The sequence below is a fragment of the Nonomuraea muscovyensis genome, from assembly GCF_014207745.1.
Taxonomy (GTDB): Bacteria; Actinomycetota; Actinomycetes; order Streptosporangiales; family Streptosporangiaceae; genus Nonomuraea; species Nonomuraea muscovyensis.
Genome location: NZ_JACHJB010000004.1, coordinates 19941 through 37840, shown reverse-complemented (window position 1 = coordinate 37840; position 17900 = coordinate 19941). Strand labels below are relative to the sequence as shown.

Genomic DNA, 17900 nt, shown 5'->3' with positions numbered 1-17900 from the left:
CTATGTACCAGCCCATCGCCCTCGTCGGGGCATCGTGCCGGTATCCGGACGCCGAAGACGTCGACCAGCTGTGGGAACTGGTGATGTCGGGCAGAAGGGCGTTCAGGCCGATCCCCAAGGTCCGGCTCAACCTCGACGACTATTCCAGTGATGTCGCCGGCGAGGCGGACGGCACGTACGCGAGGTACGCCGCAGTTCTTGACGGGTGGTCATTCGACCGAGCCAGGTTTCGGGTGCCGGGATCGGTGTACCGCGTCACCGACACGACACACTGGCTGGCCCTGAACGTAGCCGCCGATGCGCTCATCGCCGCGGGGTACCCCGAAGGGAGGGGTCTCGAGCGCGACCGCGTCGGCGTGGTCATCGGCAACACCCTGAACGGCGAATTCAGCCGCGCCGGGGCGCTGCGGCTCCGCTGGCCCTATGTGCGCCGGCTCCTGCAGCAGGCCCTGTCCGATGAGGGCTGGGACGTGGATCAGCAGGCGCGTTTCGTAGCCGATTTCGAGCGGGCCTTCAAGAGCCCTTTCCCCGAGCCCAACGACGAGACCCTCGCGGGCGGACTGTCGAACACCATCGCAGGGCGGATCTGCAATCACTTCGACTTCCACGGCGGCGGGTACACCGTGGACGGCGCCTGCTCCTCGTCCCTCCTTGCCGTCATCACGGCGGCCAAGGCCCTGCGCGCGGGCGAGGTCGACGTCGCGATCGCCGGGGGAGTCGACCTCAGCCTCGACCCCTTCGAGCTCGTGGGTTTCGCCCGGACGGGCGCGCTGGCCACGGACGACATGCGCATCTACGACGCCGACCCGACGGGCTTCTGGCCAGGAGAAGGCTGCGGCATGGTGGTCATGATGCGCGCCGAGGACGCTCTCGCGGCGGGGCGCACACCGCTGGCGTTGATCAGCGGTTGGGGTGTGTCCTCTGACGGGCGGGGCGGGATCACCAGGCCGGAGAAGGGCGGGCAGCTTCTGGCCGTTCGCCGCGCCTATGAGCACACCGGATTCGGCCCCGAAACCGTCGCGATGTTCGAGGGCCATGGCACAGGAACCGCCGTGGGTGACCCCGTGGAGATCGCCACTCTGGTCGAGGCGCAGGGCGGCAGGCGCACCACCCGGCCTGCGGCGCTCGGCTCGATCAAGGCGAACATCGGCCACACCAAGGCGGCCGCGGGCGTCGCGGGCCTGCTCAAGGCAGTCATGGCTCTGCACCGCCAGGTGATTCCGCCGACCACCGGATGCGTGGAGCCGCACACGTCGCTTCGCGGCGAGGACGTTCCGCTACGGGTGGTCGACGCGCCGGAGACCTGGCCGGACGACATGCCGCTGCGGGCCGCGGTGAGTGCCATGGGCTTCGGCGGCATCAACACCCATGTGGTGCTCGAAAGCGCTGCCTCTCGGAGGCGCCCGACGTTCACCCCCAAGGAGAGGCTCCTCGCGAGTCGTCCGTTGGACGCCGAGGTGTTCGCGTTCGCGGCCGATACGCGTGAGGATCTGCTCGCCCAACTCGACCGGGCTGCAGAGGTCGCTGCCCGCATCTCCTTCGCCGAACAGGTCGATCTCGCCGCTGCCCTGGCGGAATCGACCGCCGGTGGCATCCGCACGTTCCGAGCCGCTGTCGTCGCCACGAACCCCGGCCAACTTGCCCGGAGAGCGACGCAGGCCGCGCGACTCGTGGCCGATCGCGAGGACGCCGCGTTCCGTACGGTTCCCGGGGTCGCCATCGGCATCGGTCAGGCAGGCAGCCTTGGCCTCGTCTTCACCGGCCAAGGAGCACCTGTCCCCGCTGAGCCAGGCGCTCTCGGCGTCGTACAGCCCGGCCTGGAGGATCTCTTCGCAGACCAGGTCCCGTCCACCGAGCCGGCTGACACGGCACTGGCGCAACCCGCGATCGTCAAGGTGTCGCTTGCCGCGCTGCGCTGGCTCGAACGCCTCGGAGTCGTGGCTGACGCAGCGGTGGGACACAGCTTGGGGGAGATCACCGCCCTGCACTGGGCCGGAGCCCTCGACGTCCAGCAGACCATCGACCTCGCCACGGCGCGAGGACGCATCATGGGGGAGCACGGCGCGGCCTGCACCGGAATGCTGTCCGTCGCCGCCGACCGGGATCTGACGCTGCGGCTGATCGACGGTACCGACCTGGTGATCGCCGCCGATCACGGTCACGCGCACGTGGTCGCGGGCACGACGCACGATGTCGATCGCGTCATGCGGCGATGCGATGAGCGTGGCATCAGGGCCAGACGCCTGAAGGTGAGCCACGGTTTCCACTCGCCCGCCTTCCGGCGGGCCGAGCCGGTACTTGAGCAATACCTCCGACGGGTCACGTTCGAGCGTCCCGTCCGCGCGATCTACTCCACGATCACGGGCGACCGCATAGGCGCGGAGACAGACCTACCGGCTTTGCTCACCACCCAGCTCACCTCCCCTGTGCTGTTCCGCCAAGCCGTGTCCGCCCTGGCCCGGACGAGCGACCTTCTCGTGGAGATCGGCCCCGGGCACACGTTGGCCCCACTCGCCGGCGAGCTGTCGGGCGTGCCCGCTCTCTCACTGGACGTGGGCACGCCTTCCAGCACGGCGCTGAGCCAGGTCGCAGGTGCCCTCCACGCGTTGGGTGTCGCCGGCGATCTTCGGCCGCTGTTGTCCGCACGCTTCCACCGCGACTTCGACCTCTGGCGTGAGCCCCGGTTCCTCGAGAGCCCGTGCGAGCAGGCCCCGTCACCGAGTCTCCTGCCCGCCGTAGCAGCCGATCCTGTGGCGGCGACCGAGATGACAGCCGATCCGAGCCTGGACCCGGCTGAGGTGGTGAGGGACCTGGTCGCTCGCGCGCTGGAACTGCCACCTGACACGATCAGCGATGAGAACCGGTTGCTCAGCGACCTCCACCTGAACTCCCTGCGCGTCGTCCAGCTCGCCGCGCAGGCGGCCGCGGCGTGCGGGCGTGCCGTACCCGTCGAACCGCTCGTCCTGGCCGATGTGTCACTGGCGGAGCTGGCGGAGCAGGTGGCCGCGCTGCCTCCGGCAGGTGAGGACGAGGACGACGGCCCGAACATCGCAGGACTGGCGCCCTGGCACCGCCTTCTCCTACCCGGCAGGAAGCAGGCCGAGCTGACCGATGAACCGGTCAGCATCACCTGGCGGGTCTGGGGGAGCGGTCCGCTCCGAGCGGAGATCGCGCCGCAGCTCGACACGATCGACCGGCGACCTGACGCCGAGCTCGTCTTCCTGTCCGAGGATCCCTCGGAGGGGGACATCACCGACCTGGTCGATGCCGCCAGGACAGCCGTCGAAGAGCGGCGTCCCATCGCTGTCGTCGATCATGGTGATACGGCGACCGGATTTCTGGCGTCCATCCGACAGGAGCATGTCGACCAGGCGGTTCGATGGATCGGCGTGAGCTCGTCCAAAGCCGCCGAAGCCGTGACCCGGATTCTCCACCTCCCTCCGGACAGGCATCCGGAGCTCGTCGTCGATGACGAAGGGACGGCTCACACAGTCGTCTACGCTCCTGTGACGCCCGTACCGGACGGGGAGCTTCCGCTGGGACCGCGCGATCTGGTGCTGGTAAGCGGTGGCGGAAAGGGGATCGGGTTCCAGACCGCCCTGGCGTTGGGGCGGTCGACCGGCAGCCGAGTGGCCCTTCTGGGCCGCAGCGACCCGGAAGCCGACGACGAGCTGCGCGCGAACCTTGATGCGCTGACCGCGGCGGGCGTGCGGCACATCTACGTCAGCGCCGACGTCACGGACCCGGCGTCCGTACGCCAGGCCGTCGACGCCGTCGTCACCGCCCATGGAAGTGTCACCGCGCTGATCCACAGCAGCGGGATCAACGTGCCCCGGCGCTTCCTGGACCTGGGGCCGAGTGACTACATCGATCATGCCGCCGCCAAGCACCAGGGCCTGCGTGACATCCTGGCCGCGCTCGACACCGCGCACCTGAGGCTGCTGGTCACCTACGGGTCCGTGATCGGCCGCTTCGGGCTCGCGGGGGAGGCGCACTACGCCCTCGCCAACGGCCGCCTGCGCGAGCTCGCCCGGGTCCTGGCGCGGGACCTGCCTGACTGCCAGGTTCGCAACATCGACTGGACCGCGTGGTCCGGGGCCGGCATGGGTGAGCGCCTGGACGTGCTCGACAGCCTGCTGCGATCGGGCGTCGTCCCCGTTCCCGTCGACACGGGCATCGAGTTGCTGGGGCGAGTGCTGACGTCCTCCATACAGGAACCGACCGTCGTCGCCACCGGGAGACTTCCCGCCCTCCAGGTCGAGAGCGCGCCCCGTGCGGAGACGTACATCCAGCGGATCCGAACCTTGGTGCCCGGCGTGGAGCTGATCGCGGAAGCCGACCTTGACCCCGATCGGAACGCATACCTCGGCGATCACAAGATCGACGGTCTCATGATTCTCCCGGCGGTCTGCGCAATGGAGGCGATGGCCGAGGCCGCTGCCACGGTTTCGGGCCGAGCGATCAGCGGGCTGACCGATTGCCGATTCGACCGGCCAGTGATCATCCCGGACGACGGCGGCCGGACCATCCGGATCTGCGCTCTCGTCAGCGAGTCGGGTGAGATCGATGTCGTCCTGCGCAGCGACGAGAGCGGCTATGCCGTCGACCACTTCTCCGCCCATGTCGGCCTCGAACCGCTCCGCCCCGCCGTCGCCGTCGTGGAGGGTCCGCGGCCACCGCTTCCCGCCCACGACGGACGCCACCTGTACGGGCCGACCTTCTTCCACGGCCCGCTGTTCCAGCGCCTTCGCAGATACGAGCATCTGGAAGCGACCGCATGCGTCGCGGTCCTGGATGCCGGACGCCGGTGGAGTTCCGAAGGCACTCTCGTCCTCGGCGATCCGACAGTCAACGATGCCACCATCCACGTCCTGCAGGCCTGCGTGCCCAACCGGCGGCTCCTGCCCGTCGGCTGCGATGCCTTCACCGCCGGCACCGGAACGGTTTCGGCGGATGAGCTCGTGCTTTCGGCTGTCGAGCGAGCCCGCCACGGAGCCGAACACGTCTACGACGTATCCGTTCGCGATCCGCGCGGCGACACCGTGGTGAGCTGGCAGGGGCTACGTCTCCGCGACATCGGGCCGCTGGAGCCCGGTGCGTGGCCGCCGGTACTGCTGGGCCCCTACGTGCAAAGGAGCATCGAGGCGCTGCTTCCGGCCAGCCCCGTCCAGGTGCACGTGACACCGAAGTCCGGAGGCCGGACCGGATCCCGCCAGGCCCATCGCGATCACGTCGCCGGCCGGAGTCACCTTGACGAGTGGGTGTTGCACGTGGGCGGCCCCGCCGCGCTGGCCTGCGACTGGGAGTGGATCGGCTCCGACGGATCCGGAGAGCCGCAGACCCCGGCGATGGCCGGGCAGCGCGAGCAGATCGCGATGCTGACCGCTGAGCCGGACAGCCACACGCTCGCCCGGCTGTGGACCGTACGCGAATGCCTGTCGAAACGAGGTCAGGCGATCGCGCAGGCCCCGGTGATCATCCAGGGCGTCTTCGAACAGGGGTGGGTGCTTTTCCGCAGTGGATCCGCCCAGATCGCTTCCGCCGTCGTCCACGTCGACGGCGCCCCGCGACCGATCGCCGTCTCGGTCATGGTGAAGGGAGGATCATGAAACGGCACTTCGCGTACGAGCACCTGGTGACCTTCGCCGACACCAATCTGGTGGGCAACGTGTACTTCGCCCACTATCTGATGTGGCAAGGAGCGTGCCGGGAGCGCTTCCTCGCGGCACACGCCCCCGGGGTCGTGGAACGGCTGGCTGTCGACCTGGCGCTCGTCACCGTGTCGTGCTCTTGCGAGTACTTCGCGGAACTGGTGGCCTTCGATCAGGTTTCGGTGCGAATGTCGCTCCGGAGCATCGAGTTCAACCGCATCGCCATGGGATTTGACTACTTCCGGCTCAACTCGGGGCCCGGGCAGCTCGTCGCCCGCGGAGCGCAGACCGTCGCCTGCATGAAGCGCGTCGAGGGAGAACTGGTCTCGACAGACGTGCCGCATGAGCTGTTGCAGGCACTCGAAGCCTACGCCCCACCCGCAGAACGACGCTGACTTCCGGCAGGGATGTGCCCATGGCAGAACATGCCCGGCGATCGCATGCCCCCAGATTAGGGGTGGTGGGGTGCGGCGCCATGGGAACAGCGGTGGCCGAGCTCCTGGGCCATGGCGGTCTACCCGTCCATCTGGCGGGAGGAAGGAGACGGACGGCAGAACGCCTCGCCTCGACCGTTCCCGGTGCCATCGCGGCCCCCCTGGAGACGGTCGCGCTCGAAGCGCAACTGGTCATTCTGGCGACCAGCCTCGACGTGAGCCGGCGGGAGATCGCTCCACGGATCCACGAGCACCTCGCCGGCAAGGTCGTGGTAGACCTCTCCAACCCCGCGCCGGCCGACCTCAGCGGCTCGGCGCACGACTCGGCGGCGGAGATGCTCGCCGAGCACTTTCCCAAGAGTTCCATCGTCAAGGCGCTGAACTGCGTCTCGGCTCGAAGGCTGCGGATGCTCGCCCATGGCGGGCCGGCGCCGACGGTCCCCATCGCCGGTGACGATCTCGCCGCGAAGCGATGTGTGACGTACGTCCTGCTCCGGCTCGGACTCGACGTGGCGGATGCAGGTCCCTTGCACAACAGCAGATGGATCGAGGGGTTGGCCGAGCTGCTGCGCAGATTGGGGAGCGAAGAAGGGCTGGGAGACGCGGTCGGATTCCGTCTCCTCCGCCTCGATCAGGTCGACCGTACCCATGCCGGACGAGCGGCCATCGTCCCGGCTGACCGCTACACATTCGGAAAGGAGCAGGGACAGTGACAAGCACGGAAACCGGCCCCACCATCGCACCGGCTGTTCCAGCACGGCGTGGGCTGGCGATCAGCCTCAGCATTCTGGCAGGGTTCGTGCTGACCATCCTCTGGTCGGCGCCCTTCGTCGACCGGGTGATAGGCGATGGCGTCACCAGCGCGATCATCGGCCACGAGACCGACGCTCCCATCGCGGGCATCATGTCAGGTGTTCTCTTCGCCTTCGCCAGTGGCCTTGGCGGCACCTTCACCGCCTGCAACATCGCGGCGCTGGGAGCCGTCGCCCCGCTCCTGGGCCAGAAGCGGTCAGTGAAGGGCCGGATTCTGCAGGCTCTGCCGCCGCTGGCCTGGCTCGTGGCGGGGATGGCCGCGGTCTCGGCCGGCTACGGCGTGATCGCCGCCCTGTTCGGCACCTCCATGCCGCAGTACTCGACAGCCACGGTCACCTCGGGTCTGTCCCCACGCCTCATCCAGTCGATGGTGGTCTTCGGCGTGATCGGGCTGGTCCTGTGCTACCTGGGGCTGGCGGCGATGGGGCTGGTGAAAGATCCCATGGAGAACATCTCGCGACGTCACCCGCACGCGAGATCCGTTCTCATGGGAGTGCTGATCGGGGCATTCCTCATCGGAAGGCCGTTCGGTCTCTACCGGCACCTGTTCCGAGACGTCGCCGACAGCCACAACCCGTTCTACGGCGCGGTGTCGTTCGTGATGCAGTCGCTCGGGAACATCGTCATCCTCTCGATCCTCTTCCTCCTTCTGGCGGTCGTGGCAGGCGGCAGGGTGCAGCGCTGGATGGCTGCCAAGCCGGGTCGCGTCGCACTGGTCACCGCCTCCGCGCTCCTCGTGGCTGGCGTCTTCACGTTCCTCTACTGGGATGTCAGGCTCCTCGCTCGTACCGGAGTCATCTGGTACCCGATCATCCCCTGGTACTCCTGATGACGATCATCCCCTCCGTTCCCGAACGCTATGACCTCCTCGAGGACGCCTTGTGCCTTCTCCCGATCTTGTGGGGGCCCGGCACCAAGCCGTTCCAGGGGAAGGTGCTCGACGTCCCCGAGGCCAGCACGTGGCAGGCCTGGTCGACCGGCTTCGACCGCGGAGGCAGGGTGCCGCGCGCTTCGCGGAGTCCGTGAACGCCGGCACGGTCGCCGACCACATCGGTCGCTGCCGCGATCTGGCTGATGCCGGGGTGGGCGAGATGATGATCCGCCTCGCAGTTCTGACGGATACGCGGCCCTTGGAGCTCTGGGCCGAAGTGATCGACGCGTTCCGCTGAGGTCATGACGGCTCAGCGCCCCGGGCACCGCGGCTGCGGGTTGAGTTCCCTATAGCGTACGAGCTTGCGCGTTCGAGCGGATCCGCCGGAACGGCTGGAGGCTGTTCCTCGTAACTCCCGTGGAATACTTTTAAAAAATATAGTAAATAGGGGATCGTTGCGATAGCTACAAGTGCCGGCGACGGCCAGGGTGGGCGACCTCTGGGCACGTTTCGAATCGTTGGGGTCCCCTATGGTCCCACCAAGTGACAGTTGACGCTTTCGGAAGGCATCGCTAACGTTTAAAAGCATGCAGCGACCTGTGGACGATCAGGTCTGCGGAGCGGGGGCGCTGCCCGTCCTGCCAATCTGTCTGGTTGGGAGTAGCCATGACTGTCAGTGATAGTTCCTCACAGGGGTTCTCACGGGCACGGCAGCGATGGACCCTCGTCCTCGCGTCGTTCGCCTCCTTCATGGTCGGGCTCGACGTGCTCGTCGTGACGACCGCCCTTCCCACCCTTCACGAGCAACTGGGGGCGGGGGTGGCAGGTCTCGGCTGGACGGTGAACGCCTATGAGCTGGGCTTCGCCGCATTCATCCTCACGGGTGCCGCCCTCGGTGACCGCTTCGGCCGCAGGAAGCTGTTCGTGATCGGCATCTTGCTCTTCACCCTCAGCTCTGCCTTCTGCGCGATGAGCACATCGATAGAGACCCTGATCGCCGCGCGCGGTCTCCAGGGTGTCGGCGGTGGTATCGCGATCGCCCTGGCCCTCGCCGTCATCACCGACGCCACGCCACCGCAGGAACGGGGAGCGGCCTTCGGGGTATGGGGCGCCATCTCGGGTGTGGCCGTGGCGGCGGGACCGCTGGTCGGTGGCCTGATCATCCAAGGATTCGCCTGGCAGTGGATCTTCTGGCTCAACGTTCCCGTGGGAATCGTCCTCGTCGCGCTCAGCATGGTGAAGATCGCGGAGACGCGCGGGTCCGTGCGCGGGATCGATCTGCTGGGCCTGCTGCTGTCCACCATCGGTGTCTTCGGCATCGCCCAATCGCTGATACGCGGCGGCGAGGCGGGCTGGACCTCGCCCACTGTGCTCGCCGGGTTCATCGGCGGCGCACTCGCCCTGGTGCTGTTCGTGGTCTGGGAAACCCGAGCCAGGAGCCCGATGATGCCAGTGGGTATGTTCCGCAACCTCAGCTTCACCGGTGGTTGCCTGACGAGCTTCGTCCTCGCGGCGGCTCTCTACGGCAACGGCTTCGTCTTCGCCCAGTACCTGCAACTCGCCGAGGGCAACGACCCGTTGGGAGTCGGCATCAGGCTCCTGCCCTGGGTCGGACTCGCCCTCTTCATCTCGCCGATCGCGGGCAAGATGGCCGACAGCATGGGGGAGCGACCCCTGGTGATCGTCGGCTTGCTGCTGCACGGGATCGGTTTCCTGGCGATCGCGCTGATGGCCTCCGCAGGGATGGGCTACGGCCCGATGATCATCCCTCTGCTGCTCGCCGGTGTCGGCGTCGCGATCGCCTTCCCGACCGTCGCCTCGGCAGTCATGCGGTCGGTCAGCCCCATGGAAGTGGGCATGGCCGCCGGCGTCAGCAACACCATCCGGCAGGTCGGGGCGGTCTTCGGCGTGGCGGCCGTGGCTGCGATCTTCACCGCCCAGGGCGGCTACGGCACGGCCGAGCGATTCATCTCCGGCTTCACCCCGGCCACGATCGCGCTCAGCGTGATCACCTTCGCCGGTGTGCTGGCCGCACTGATCATCCGTCGGCCGGCGGACCAGCCATCAGGCGCGTCCATGGCACCCGACATGCAGCCCGGCCCGGCCGCCCCCTGACCTCTCCTGCATCAGCCGCTGTCCGCGGGCCCGGGAGAGGGGAAGGTCCCGGGCACTCCACCCCGATCGCCGGGAGGGCTCACTGCTCCGACTCGCACCGCCAACTCAACGCGACATGACGAAAGGAAAGATCATGGGTAAGCCGATCGCTTGGTTCGACCTCACTTCCAAGGACGCCGCCAAGTCCCGCGCGTTCTACTCCGACATCTTCGGCTGGAAGATCGACGTCGATCCGCAGATGAACTACGGCATGGTCGACACCGGTGCCGGTGAGGGCATCCCCGGTGGGATCGGCCAGGCCGACGAAAGCGGCAAGGCCGCTCTCGTGATGTACATCGTCGTCGATGACGCAGAGGCGACTCTCAAGCAGATCGAAGCCCAGGGCGGTGAGCGCCTCACGCCCCCCTACGACATCCCTGGAATCGGCGTCATGGCCACCTTCAAGGACCCGGACGGCCTCCAGGTCGGGCTGTGGCAGCGCTGAGACGCCTGCGACATGCATCCCGGTGAGATGCGAGAAGAGTCGACGGCCGAAGAACTCGACGTCGTCCTCCGGGCGATCGCAGAGCCCACGCGGCGCGCGATCCTCCACCTCATCGCATCCACCGAACTGCCGGCCGGGCAGATCGCCGAGCATTTCGAGGTCACCCGGCCGGCGGTGTCGCAACATCTGAAGGTCCTGAGAGAAGCCGGTCTCATCACAGAGCGCAGAGAAGGCACCAGGCGGCTCTACCGAGCCAGTCCGGTGACGCTCGCAAAGCTTCGCGAGTTCGTCGAAGACATGTGGCGAGCGGGCTTCGATCTGGCCAGGGAGGCCGCGGAGGACCGATCTCCCAAAAAAGGTCGCTCGCAGAAGTCGCCGGCGTCCGCGATGACGGACGGCGAGGGCGGGGCGGAAGCCCGCACCGGCCCGTGTAGTCCGGACCCCGGCCTTCGCCCCGCCGGGGTCCGAGCGAGGAGCGGAGATGGTGGACCGGCTCGGCCCCCGTGCGCGGAAGGTGCTCGTCCTGGCGGAAGAGGAAGCCAGGATGTGCAATCACAACACCATCAGGACCGAACACATCCTGCTCGGTCTGGTCCAGGCCGGCGGGATCGCCGGAGCGCTGCTCACGGAGCTCGAGATCGACCTCGACTCGGTCCACGAGCAGGTGGAGAAGATCGTCGGCAGAGGACAGGTGTTCTCCGCCGGGCGTCTACCGCTGAGTGAACAGGCCATCGGTCTCCTGAAGCGTTCGTCGACCGAGGCCACCCGCCTCGGGCAGGACGACATCGACACCGAGCATCTCCTTCTGGGCATGCTCGGCGACGACGAGGACGCGGGACTCCTCGTCCTGAAGAGTCTGGGCGCCGATCCCGCGCGACTCAGAGAGCGGGTCCTGGAGAAGCTCGACCAGGTGCCGCAGCCGATCAGGGTGGCCGCGGGCCCGGTCCGTTCGGCGGATCTCCTGCTCCGACGATTCGGACGGAGTCTCACAGACGCCGCGCGAGCGGGAGAGCTCGACCCTGTGGTCGACAGGGAAGCGGAGCTCGAGCGCCTCGTCCAGATCCTCTTGCGGCGCAGGAAGAACAACCCTGTTCTGCTGGGTGAGCCGGGGGTCGGAAAGACGGCGCTGGTCGAGGCGCTGGCCTGCCGCATGGTCAGCGGGCAGGTGCCCGAGGAACTGCGCGACAAGAGGCTGTACGAGCTGGATCTCGGCTCGATGATCGCAGGCGCGAGCCGGCGTGGGGTATTCGAGGAACGCTTCCGGACCGTCCTGCACGAGGCGAGTGACGACGGCGGAGTCCTGCTCTTCGTCGACGAGTTGCACACCCTTGTCGGCGCCGGGGACGAGACAGGTGGGCTCGACGCGGCCGCCCTGGTCAAGCCGATGCTGGCGCGAGGCGAACTGCGCATCATCGGCGCCACCACCCCCGAGGAGTACCGCACCCACATAGCGCGCGACGCGACCTTGGAGCGGAGATTCCAACCACTTTCCGTCGAGCCTCCGACCGTGGCCGGCACCATCAAGATCCTCAAAGAGCTGCGTCCGCGTTACGAGTCACACCATGGAGTCACGTTCACTGACGAGTCGTTGGTGGCCGCCGCCCGATTGACTGACCGGCACGTCACAGGACGTTCCCTCCCGGACAAGGCCATAGATGCCATCGACGAGGCCGGTGCTCTCGCGCGGATCCGCGCGCTGGCGGGATCGACCGCGCCGCCGACGCCCCAGCAGGTGACAGAGGAGCTGGTGGTCGAGGTCGTCGCAGCCGCGACGGGGATCCCCCTCGAACGGCTCACCGTGGAGGAGCTGACCCGTCTGCGGGGTCTCGAAGCGGAGCTGCGCAAGCGGGTGATCGGTCAGGACTCCGCCCTCGCGGCGGTCGGCGGCGCCATACGCCGAGCACGGGCGGGCGTCGCGGACCCGGATCGCCCGGTCGGGTCGTTCCTGTTCGCCGGGCCCTCGGGCGTGGGCAAGTCAGAGCTCGCCAAGGCCCTCGCAGCCTTCCTCTTCGGCCAGGACGAAGCCCTCGTCCAGATCGACATGAGCGAGTACGGCGAAAGCCACGCCGTCTCCAAGCTCTTCGGCGCGCCCCCTGGCTACGCGGGCTATGACGAAGGGGGCCGGCTGACTCGCCACGTTCGAGAGAACCCCTTCAGCGTGGTTCTCTTCGATGAGATCGAGAAGGCTCATCCGTCCGTGGCCGACGTTCTGCTGCAGATCCTCGAAGAGGGGCAGCTCACCTCGGGGGATGGCCGCACAGTGACCTTCACGAGTGCGGTGGTCATCATGACCACCAATATCGGGACCAGAGAGGCCTACGGCGTCTCCGGCTTCGGTCCTGATGACGACCTCGAAGACGGCTTGCCGGCCCAGCGCACGCATGAGGCCGTCCATGCCGAACTTCGGCGGCATCTGCGGCCGGAGCTCCTCAACCGCGTGGACGAGGTCGTCGTCTTCTCCCGGCTCGGAAGAGCCCAACTGATGGCCATCATGGATCTGGCCATAGCCGGGGTCGCCCAGAGGCTCCTGGACGGCACGGGGGCGATGCTCGAGATATCGGCTGAGGCGAAGCATCTGCTGTTCGCGATGTGCCATGACCCGGCCCTGGGCGCACGCCCCCTCCGACGGATCGTGCAGCGGGAACTCGACGACGTGCTGTCGACGGCGCTGCTGAACGGGCGGCTACGCTCCCGTCACAGGGTGACCGTGGGAGTCGAAGGAGGCTCCACGCTCGCCTTCAGCATCACCTAGCGATTCACGCGGTGTTGCTCGCCTCCTGGTCGGCCAACTGTCCCAACGACGACAGCCCGGCCGCGTTGACCATGCGTGCGACCCAGTTGAACTGGCACGCGGTCCACACCGCCTCCAGCAGTTGAGCATCATTCCATCCGAGCTGTCTGGCCTGCTCGAAATCGTCATCGGTGATCCGGTAGGCCTGGTGCGTGATCGCTCCGGCCAGATGGAGGAGTACTCGTGTGGACTCGGGTAGCGGCATGTCGTCGATCTCGGTGACGCGCAGGCTCTCCTCCAGGCGCGGGTCGGCGCTCACCAGGTGCAGGAAGAGGACGTGAGCGTCGACGCAGTAGCCGCACGACACCTCGCGAGCGACGAACGCCGCGATCAGCTCCTTGATCTCACGATCAAGCAGTCCGGCCGAGAAGATCGAGCGGTAACCGTCCCAGAAGACCTTGAGGAACTCGGGGCGCGTGCTGACCAGCTTGAACACATCAGGCACCAGCCCGAAACCGAAGTGCGCACGCATCTCCGCATAGAGCTCTGCCGTGGCGCCGACAGCCTGGCTCTCGTTCATCACCGGCAGTCGAACGCTTTCACCGTCTGTGCTCATTTCAGCTCCCGAAAGGTTGAGCGCTCTTGCAAAGTTCTATGTATAATTAAAGTACGATACGCGGTAAGGAGATCACCATGGGTCACTCGCGACGAAACTACGGCCAGTACTGCGGCCTTGCGTCGGCCCTGGACGTCGTGGGCGAGCGGTGGACTCTCCTCATTGTTCGCGAGCTGCTTCTCGGCCCCCGCCGCTACGGGGAGCTCCTCGCCGAGCTCCCGGGGATCGGCACCAACCTGCTCGCCGAGCGACTCAAGAACCTGGTCGAGCTGGGCGTGATCATCAAGCCCGAGTCGCGGGAACATGGCTATGAGCTCACCGAGCTCGGGCAGCGGCTCCGGGAGCCCGTCCTCATGCTGGCTCGCTGGGGCATGTCGTTCCTCGGCGCACCCGACGAGGGCCTGGAGGTGCGCCCGCACTGGGGATTCCTCGCGGTGCAGGCCATGATCGACCCTGAGCTGGCACCTGACGTCGACGAGGCCTACCAGTTCCACGTCGATGACGTCGTCTTCCACATCGCGATCGAGGGGCGGGTTCCGCGGGCTGTGGAGGGCCCGTACGCAGGCCAGGCCGGCGTGGTGGCCCGCACGGACGCGAAGACGTTCGTGGAGATCGGCGCCAAACGCCTGAGCCCCTTCGAAGCGCTGGCCTCGGGCAGGCTGTCGCTCGTGGGTGAGACCGATGCGGTGATCAGGTCCAGCGTGCTTCTCGGCCTCATGCCCGCGACGGCGGCTCCCATGGCCTCTTCCACGCGCTGAACACCCTGCGGCTATCGCTTTCCGCAGCCGATACCGCTTTGAGAGGCGGCCGCTCCGAGTAGTCGAGCGCACAGCACTTCCCTCTCTGTCGGCGTGAGCGCGCGCCTTCATTGAAGGAGCATCTTGTCTCGATTGCAATGCTTGACTATATATCTCTAAAGTTGTCTACTTTGAGGAGTTGGTAGAGCTTCGCCCCGCGCTCGCGGGCCGTGAGAAATCGCCTTTGTGACGGCCTGCCGCGGCGGCTCCATGGGTGCCGTGCACCTGTCTCCAGAGGAGAGACCATGCCGCATATCGCCATGTCCCCTGAGCTCGCTCCTGGCACGCCGGGTCTGTTCCAGTACCGCCCCGAGACCGGTCGGCCCCTGGGCGAACTCGCTGAAGTGCTCCTCCGCAATCCCCATTCGCTGAGCCGAGGTGACCGCGAGCTCATCGCGGCCTACGTCTCGGTGCTGAACCAGTGCAGGTTCTGCAGCTCGACTCACTCCGAGGTCAGCGCAGCCCAGATCAGCGGCGGCAGGGCGCTGGTCGACAAGGTGATCGACGACCTCGACAGCGCTCCGATCTCGGCCAAGCTCAAGGCGCTCATCACGATCGCCGGCGCCACCACGCGAGGTGGCCACGAGGTGACCAGCCCCATGGTCGACGCCGCTCGCCAGGCCGGGGCGACGGACACCGAGATTCACGACACGGTGCTCATCGCCGCGGCGTTCTGCATGTTCAACCGCTACTGCGACGGCCTGGCGGCCATCGTCCCCGACGACCCCGCCGCCTACGTCGGGATGGCGCAGATGATCATCAACGACGGATACCGGATGTGCGCGACCGGCCACTAGAGGCCCGTCAGACGGCGGCCGCCCGGCACGCGAATGCGCCAGCCGTGGCGGCCGCTCACCGTCCAGCCTTTCGACGCTCATCCGGAAAGGGCTGTCATGAGCGAAACCACCCCGCCTGCTGTCCGTCTCACCACGCTGTCGCCGGGCGCGGGCTGCGCCTGCAAGCTCCCTCAGTCCTCCCTCGAACAGCTCATGAACGGTTTTGGAGCGCTCAGCGACACTTCAGGCCCCGAAATGATCGTGGGTCTGGCGGAAGGCGACGACGCGGCAGTCATCCAGCTCGACTCGGGTCAGGCCCTCATCCTCACCACCGACTTCTTCACCCCGATCGTCGATGACCCCTATGACTGGGGCCGGATCGCCGCGGCGAACGCACTCTCCGATGTCTACGCCATGGGAGGCCGACCACTCGTCGCACTCAACCTGGCGGCATGGCCGGGTGACGAACTTCCGCTGAGCATGCTCGCCGACGTGATGAAAGGCGCCGCCGCGACGGCCGCGACCGGTGGCTGCGCGGTCGTCGGCGGCCACACCATCAGCGATCCCGTTCCCAAGTACGGCATGGCAGTTCTCGGCCTGGCCGATCCATCGCGCCTGCTGACCATCGACCGAGCCAGGGTGGGCGACGACCTGGTTCTTACCAAGCCGCTGGGGACAGGCGTGGTGGTCACCGCGCTCAAACAGGGTGCCGTAGACCGGATGACAGTCGAAGAGGCGGTCGCGTCCATGGTCGCACTGAACGAGGCGGCCGGCGAGGTGGCCGTCTCGATGGGAGTGCGCGCGGCGACCGACGTGACCGGATTCGGCCTCCTCGGCCATCTACGCAGGATGCTCAAGGCCAGTGGCGTCGCGGCGGACCTGGACGCGGACCGCGTACCGCTCCTCCCGGACGCGCGCGAGCTCGCCGCCAAGGGCTACGTGCCCGGCGGCACGCGCGCCAACGTGGACTTCCTTCAGGACTGGGTCCAGATCAGCGTCGCGGTCGACGAAGAGGTGGCGATCCTCCTGCATGACGCGCAGACCTCCGGCGGCCTGCTGATGTCGGTGCCGAGCCCGTCGAGCGATCTCGTGGAGCGGCTGCGAGGGCATGGCATCGCCGCAGCGGTGATCGGCCAGGTCATCCCTGGCACCCCCGGCCGGATCAATGTCCGCGCGGGCGTGTGACGACCAGTACAGCAGGACGTTGTTCTCTTCCTGGAGGCGAAGGTCATGAGCGGAGACCCGCGACGAGCCCTGCCCAAGATGGACACCGTCCTTGCTCACCCACAGATCACCGAGCAGATGCGCACCTGGGGAAGGCCCCTCCTCACCGAGATGGCGCGACGCGCGCTGGAGGACGCCCGCCAGGCCGTCCTCGACGGAGTGCCGCTGCCGCCGTTGGACGACATAGCGGCCGCGGTCACGCGGACCGTTGAGCTGCTCACGGTCGGCCGGGTCCAGGAGGTCATCAACGCCACCGGGGTCGTCCTGCACACGAACCTCGGCCGCGCGCCGCTGTCGGAGGCCGCTCGCGAAGCCATGCTCGCCGCCGCCGGCTACTCGACCGTGGAGTTCGATCTGCGGACCGGCGGGCGCGGCAAGCGGGGAAGCACGGCCAACGCCCTGCTGAGAGAGCTGACCGGAGCCGCCGGTGGGATGGCGGTCAACAACGCGGCCGCCGCGCTCTTCCTCGCCCTCGGCGCGTTCGCCCGCGACCGCGAGGTGATCGTCTCCAGGGGAGAGCTGGTCGAGATCGGGGGCGAGTTCCGGATCCCCGCCATCATGGAGGCGGCAGGAGCGCGCCTGGTCGAGGTCGGATCGACCAACCGGACCCATCTCTGCGACTACGTCGATGCCATCAATGAGCGCACCGCCATGCTCATGGTGGTACATCCCTCCAACTACCGTATCGAGGGCTTCACCGCTCAGCCAGCCGTATCCGACCTCGTCGCGGTGGCACGCGAGGCCGGCGTCCCCCTCCTCCACGACATCGGCTCCGGCCTTCTCCGCGGTCGCATGGGGGATGAGCCCACCCTTGAGGAGAGCCTCAAGGCGGGGGCGGACCTCGCCGTCTTCTCCGGCGACAAGCTCTTCGGCGGGCCACAGGCCGGGATCATCGTCGGCGACGCGATCCTCGTACAGAAGCTCGCCCGTCATCCCATCGCGCGCGCGGTCCGCATCGACAAGGTGACGCTCGCCGCGCTGGAGGCGACGCTCCTGGCGCACCTGTCGGGGCGTCAGCAGGATCTTCCCGTGCTACGCATGCTCGGCATCCCGCTGGAGGAGTTGAGAGGGCGCGCCGATCGGCTGGCGCACGAGCTCGGTCCTCAGGCGTCGGTACGGGAGGGGACCGGCATGGTGGGCGGCGGCAGCATGCCGGCGGAGCGGCTGCCCACGATCGTCGTGGAGATCAAGCCGCACGCGGTGACCGAGACCGCGATGGTGAGCCGACTCCGAGCCTGCGATCCACCCGTGATCGTGCGCGCTGAGCGGGGGCGGGTGATCGTCGATCTGCGTACGGTGCCACCTGGTCAGGACGCACAGGTCACGACGAGCTTGCTCAAGACGATGTGCTGAGTCTTCCTGGGTCTTCCTGGACGGACGATGGCGCG

At 67.6% G+C, this 17900-nt stretch carries 14 protein-coding genes and 1 pseudogene; 14 read left to right on the top strand and 1 reads right to left on the bottom strand.

The window, feature by feature from the left end:
- Positions 1–2: 2 nt before the first annotated feature.
- The 10 genes and pseudogenes from FHU36_RS38065 to FHU36_RS38020 all read left to right on the top strand — a co-directional run bounded on the left by FHU36_RS38065 (position 3) and on the right by FHU36_RS38020 (position 13120).
- Positions 3–5609, top strand: a complete 5607-nt coding sequence (locus FHU36_RS38065; RefSeq protein WP_185088995.1) for a type I polyketide synthase — start codon at positions 3–5, stop codon at positions 5607–5609.
- Complete coding sequence (locus tag FHU36_RS38060; RefSeq protein WP_185088994.1) at positions 5606–6046, top strand: acyl-CoA thioesterase; 441 nt, start codon at positions 5606–5608, stop codon at positions 6044–6046. Before FHU36_RS38065 ends, FHU36_RS38060 begins: the two co-directional genes overlap by 4 nt.
- A 20-nt stretch (positions 6047–6066) precedes the next feature.
- Complete coding sequence (locus FHU36_RS38055; protein WP_281394588.1) at positions 6067–6798, top strand: NADPH-dependent F420 reductase; 732 nt, start codon at positions 6067–6069, stop codon at positions 6796–6798.
- A complete protein-coding gene (locus FHU36_RS38050; protein ID WP_185088992.1) occupies positions 6795–7727 on the top strand; it encodes a hypothetical protein in 933 nt (310 codons plus the stop codon). The genes FHU36_RS38055 and FHU36_RS38050 overlap by 4 nt, the downstream gene beginning before the upstream one ends.
- The gene (locus FHU36_RS38045; RefSeq protein ID WP_185088991.1) at positions 7727–7924 is read left to right on the top strand and encodes a hypothetical protein; all 198 of its coding nucleotides are present in this window, start codon (positions 7727–7729) and stop codon (positions 7922–7924) included. Before FHU36_RS38050 ends, FHU36_RS38045 begins: the two co-directional genes overlap by 1 nt.
- Positions 7921–8067, top strand: coding sequence for a hypothetical protein (locus FHU36_RS38040; RefSeq protein WP_185088990.1), 147 nt, complete (start codon positions 7921–7923; stop codon positions 8065–8067). The genes FHU36_RS38045 and FHU36_RS38040 overlap by 4 nt, the downstream gene beginning before the upstream one ends.
- 368 nt (positions 8068–8435) lie before the next feature.
- Entirely contained in the window at positions 8436–9884 is a 1449-nt protein-coding gene (locus FHU36_RS38035; protein WP_281394612.1) for a DHA2 family efflux MFS transporter permease subunit, read from the top strand.
- A gap of 133 nt (positions 9885–10017) precedes the next feature.
- Positions 10018–10368: a VOC family protein gene (locus FHU36_RS38030; RefSeq protein ID WP_185088988.1), complete on the top strand. Its 351-nt coding sequence runs from the start codon at positions 10018–10020 to the stop codon at positions 10366–10368.
- 12 nt (positions 10369–10380) lie between these two features.
- A pseudogene (locus FHU36_RS46995) lies at positions 10381–10635 on the top strand (ArsR/SmtB family transcription factor); the annotation flags it as partial.
- Positions 10636–10849: 214 nt separating this feature from the next.
- Positions 10850–13120: an ATP-dependent Clp protease ATP-binding subunit gene (locus FHU36_RS38020; RefSeq protein WP_246503216.1), complete on the top strand. Its 2271-nt coding sequence runs from the start codon at positions 10850–10852 to the stop codon at positions 13118–13120.
- Positions 13121–13124: 4 nt separating this feature from the next.
- Here FHU36_RS38020 and FHU36_RS38015 read toward each other — a convergent pair whose 3' ends face one another.
- The gene (locus tag FHU36_RS38015) at positions 13125–13715 is read right to left on the bottom strand and encodes a carboxymuconolactone decarboxylase family protein (RefSeq protein WP_185088986.1); all 591 of its coding nucleotides are present in this window, start codon (positions 13713–13715) and stop codon (positions 13125–13127) included.
- A 77-nt stretch (positions 13716–13792) separates the two neighbouring features.
- Between FHU36_RS38015 and FHU36_RS38010 the strand changes: the two genes are divergently transcribed.
- The 4 genes from FHU36_RS38010 to selA all read left to right on the top strand — a co-directional run bounded on the left by FHU36_RS38010 (position 13793) and on the right by selA (position 17865).
- On the top strand, positions 13793–14473 hold the full coding sequence (locus tag FHU36_RS38010) for a winged helix-turn-helix transcriptional regulator (protein WP_185088985.1): 681 nt from the start codon (positions 13793–13795) through the stop codon (positions 14471–14473).
- A gap of 284 nt (positions 14474–14757) precedes the next feature.
- Positions 14758–15309, top strand: coding sequence for a carboxymuconolactone decarboxylase family protein (locus FHU36_RS38005; RefSeq protein ID WP_185088984.1), 552 nt, complete (start codon positions 14758–14760; stop codon positions 15307–15309).
- A 96-nt stretch (positions 15310–15405) separates the two neighbouring features.
- The gene (selD, locus tag FHU36_RS38000) at positions 15406–16473 is read left to right on the top strand and encodes a selenide, water dikinase SelD (RefSeq protein ID WP_185088983.1); all 1068 of its coding nucleotides are present in this window, start codon (positions 15406–15408) and stop codon (positions 16471–16473) included.
- 45 nt (positions 16474–16518) lie between these two features.
- The gene (selA, locus tag FHU36_RS37995) at positions 16519–17865 is read left to right on the top strand and encodes an L-seryl-tRNA(Sec) selenium transferase (protein ID WP_185088982.1); all 1347 of its coding nucleotides are present in this window, start codon (positions 16519–16521) and stop codon (positions 17863–17865) included.
- Positions 17866–17900: the final 35 nt, after the last annotated feature.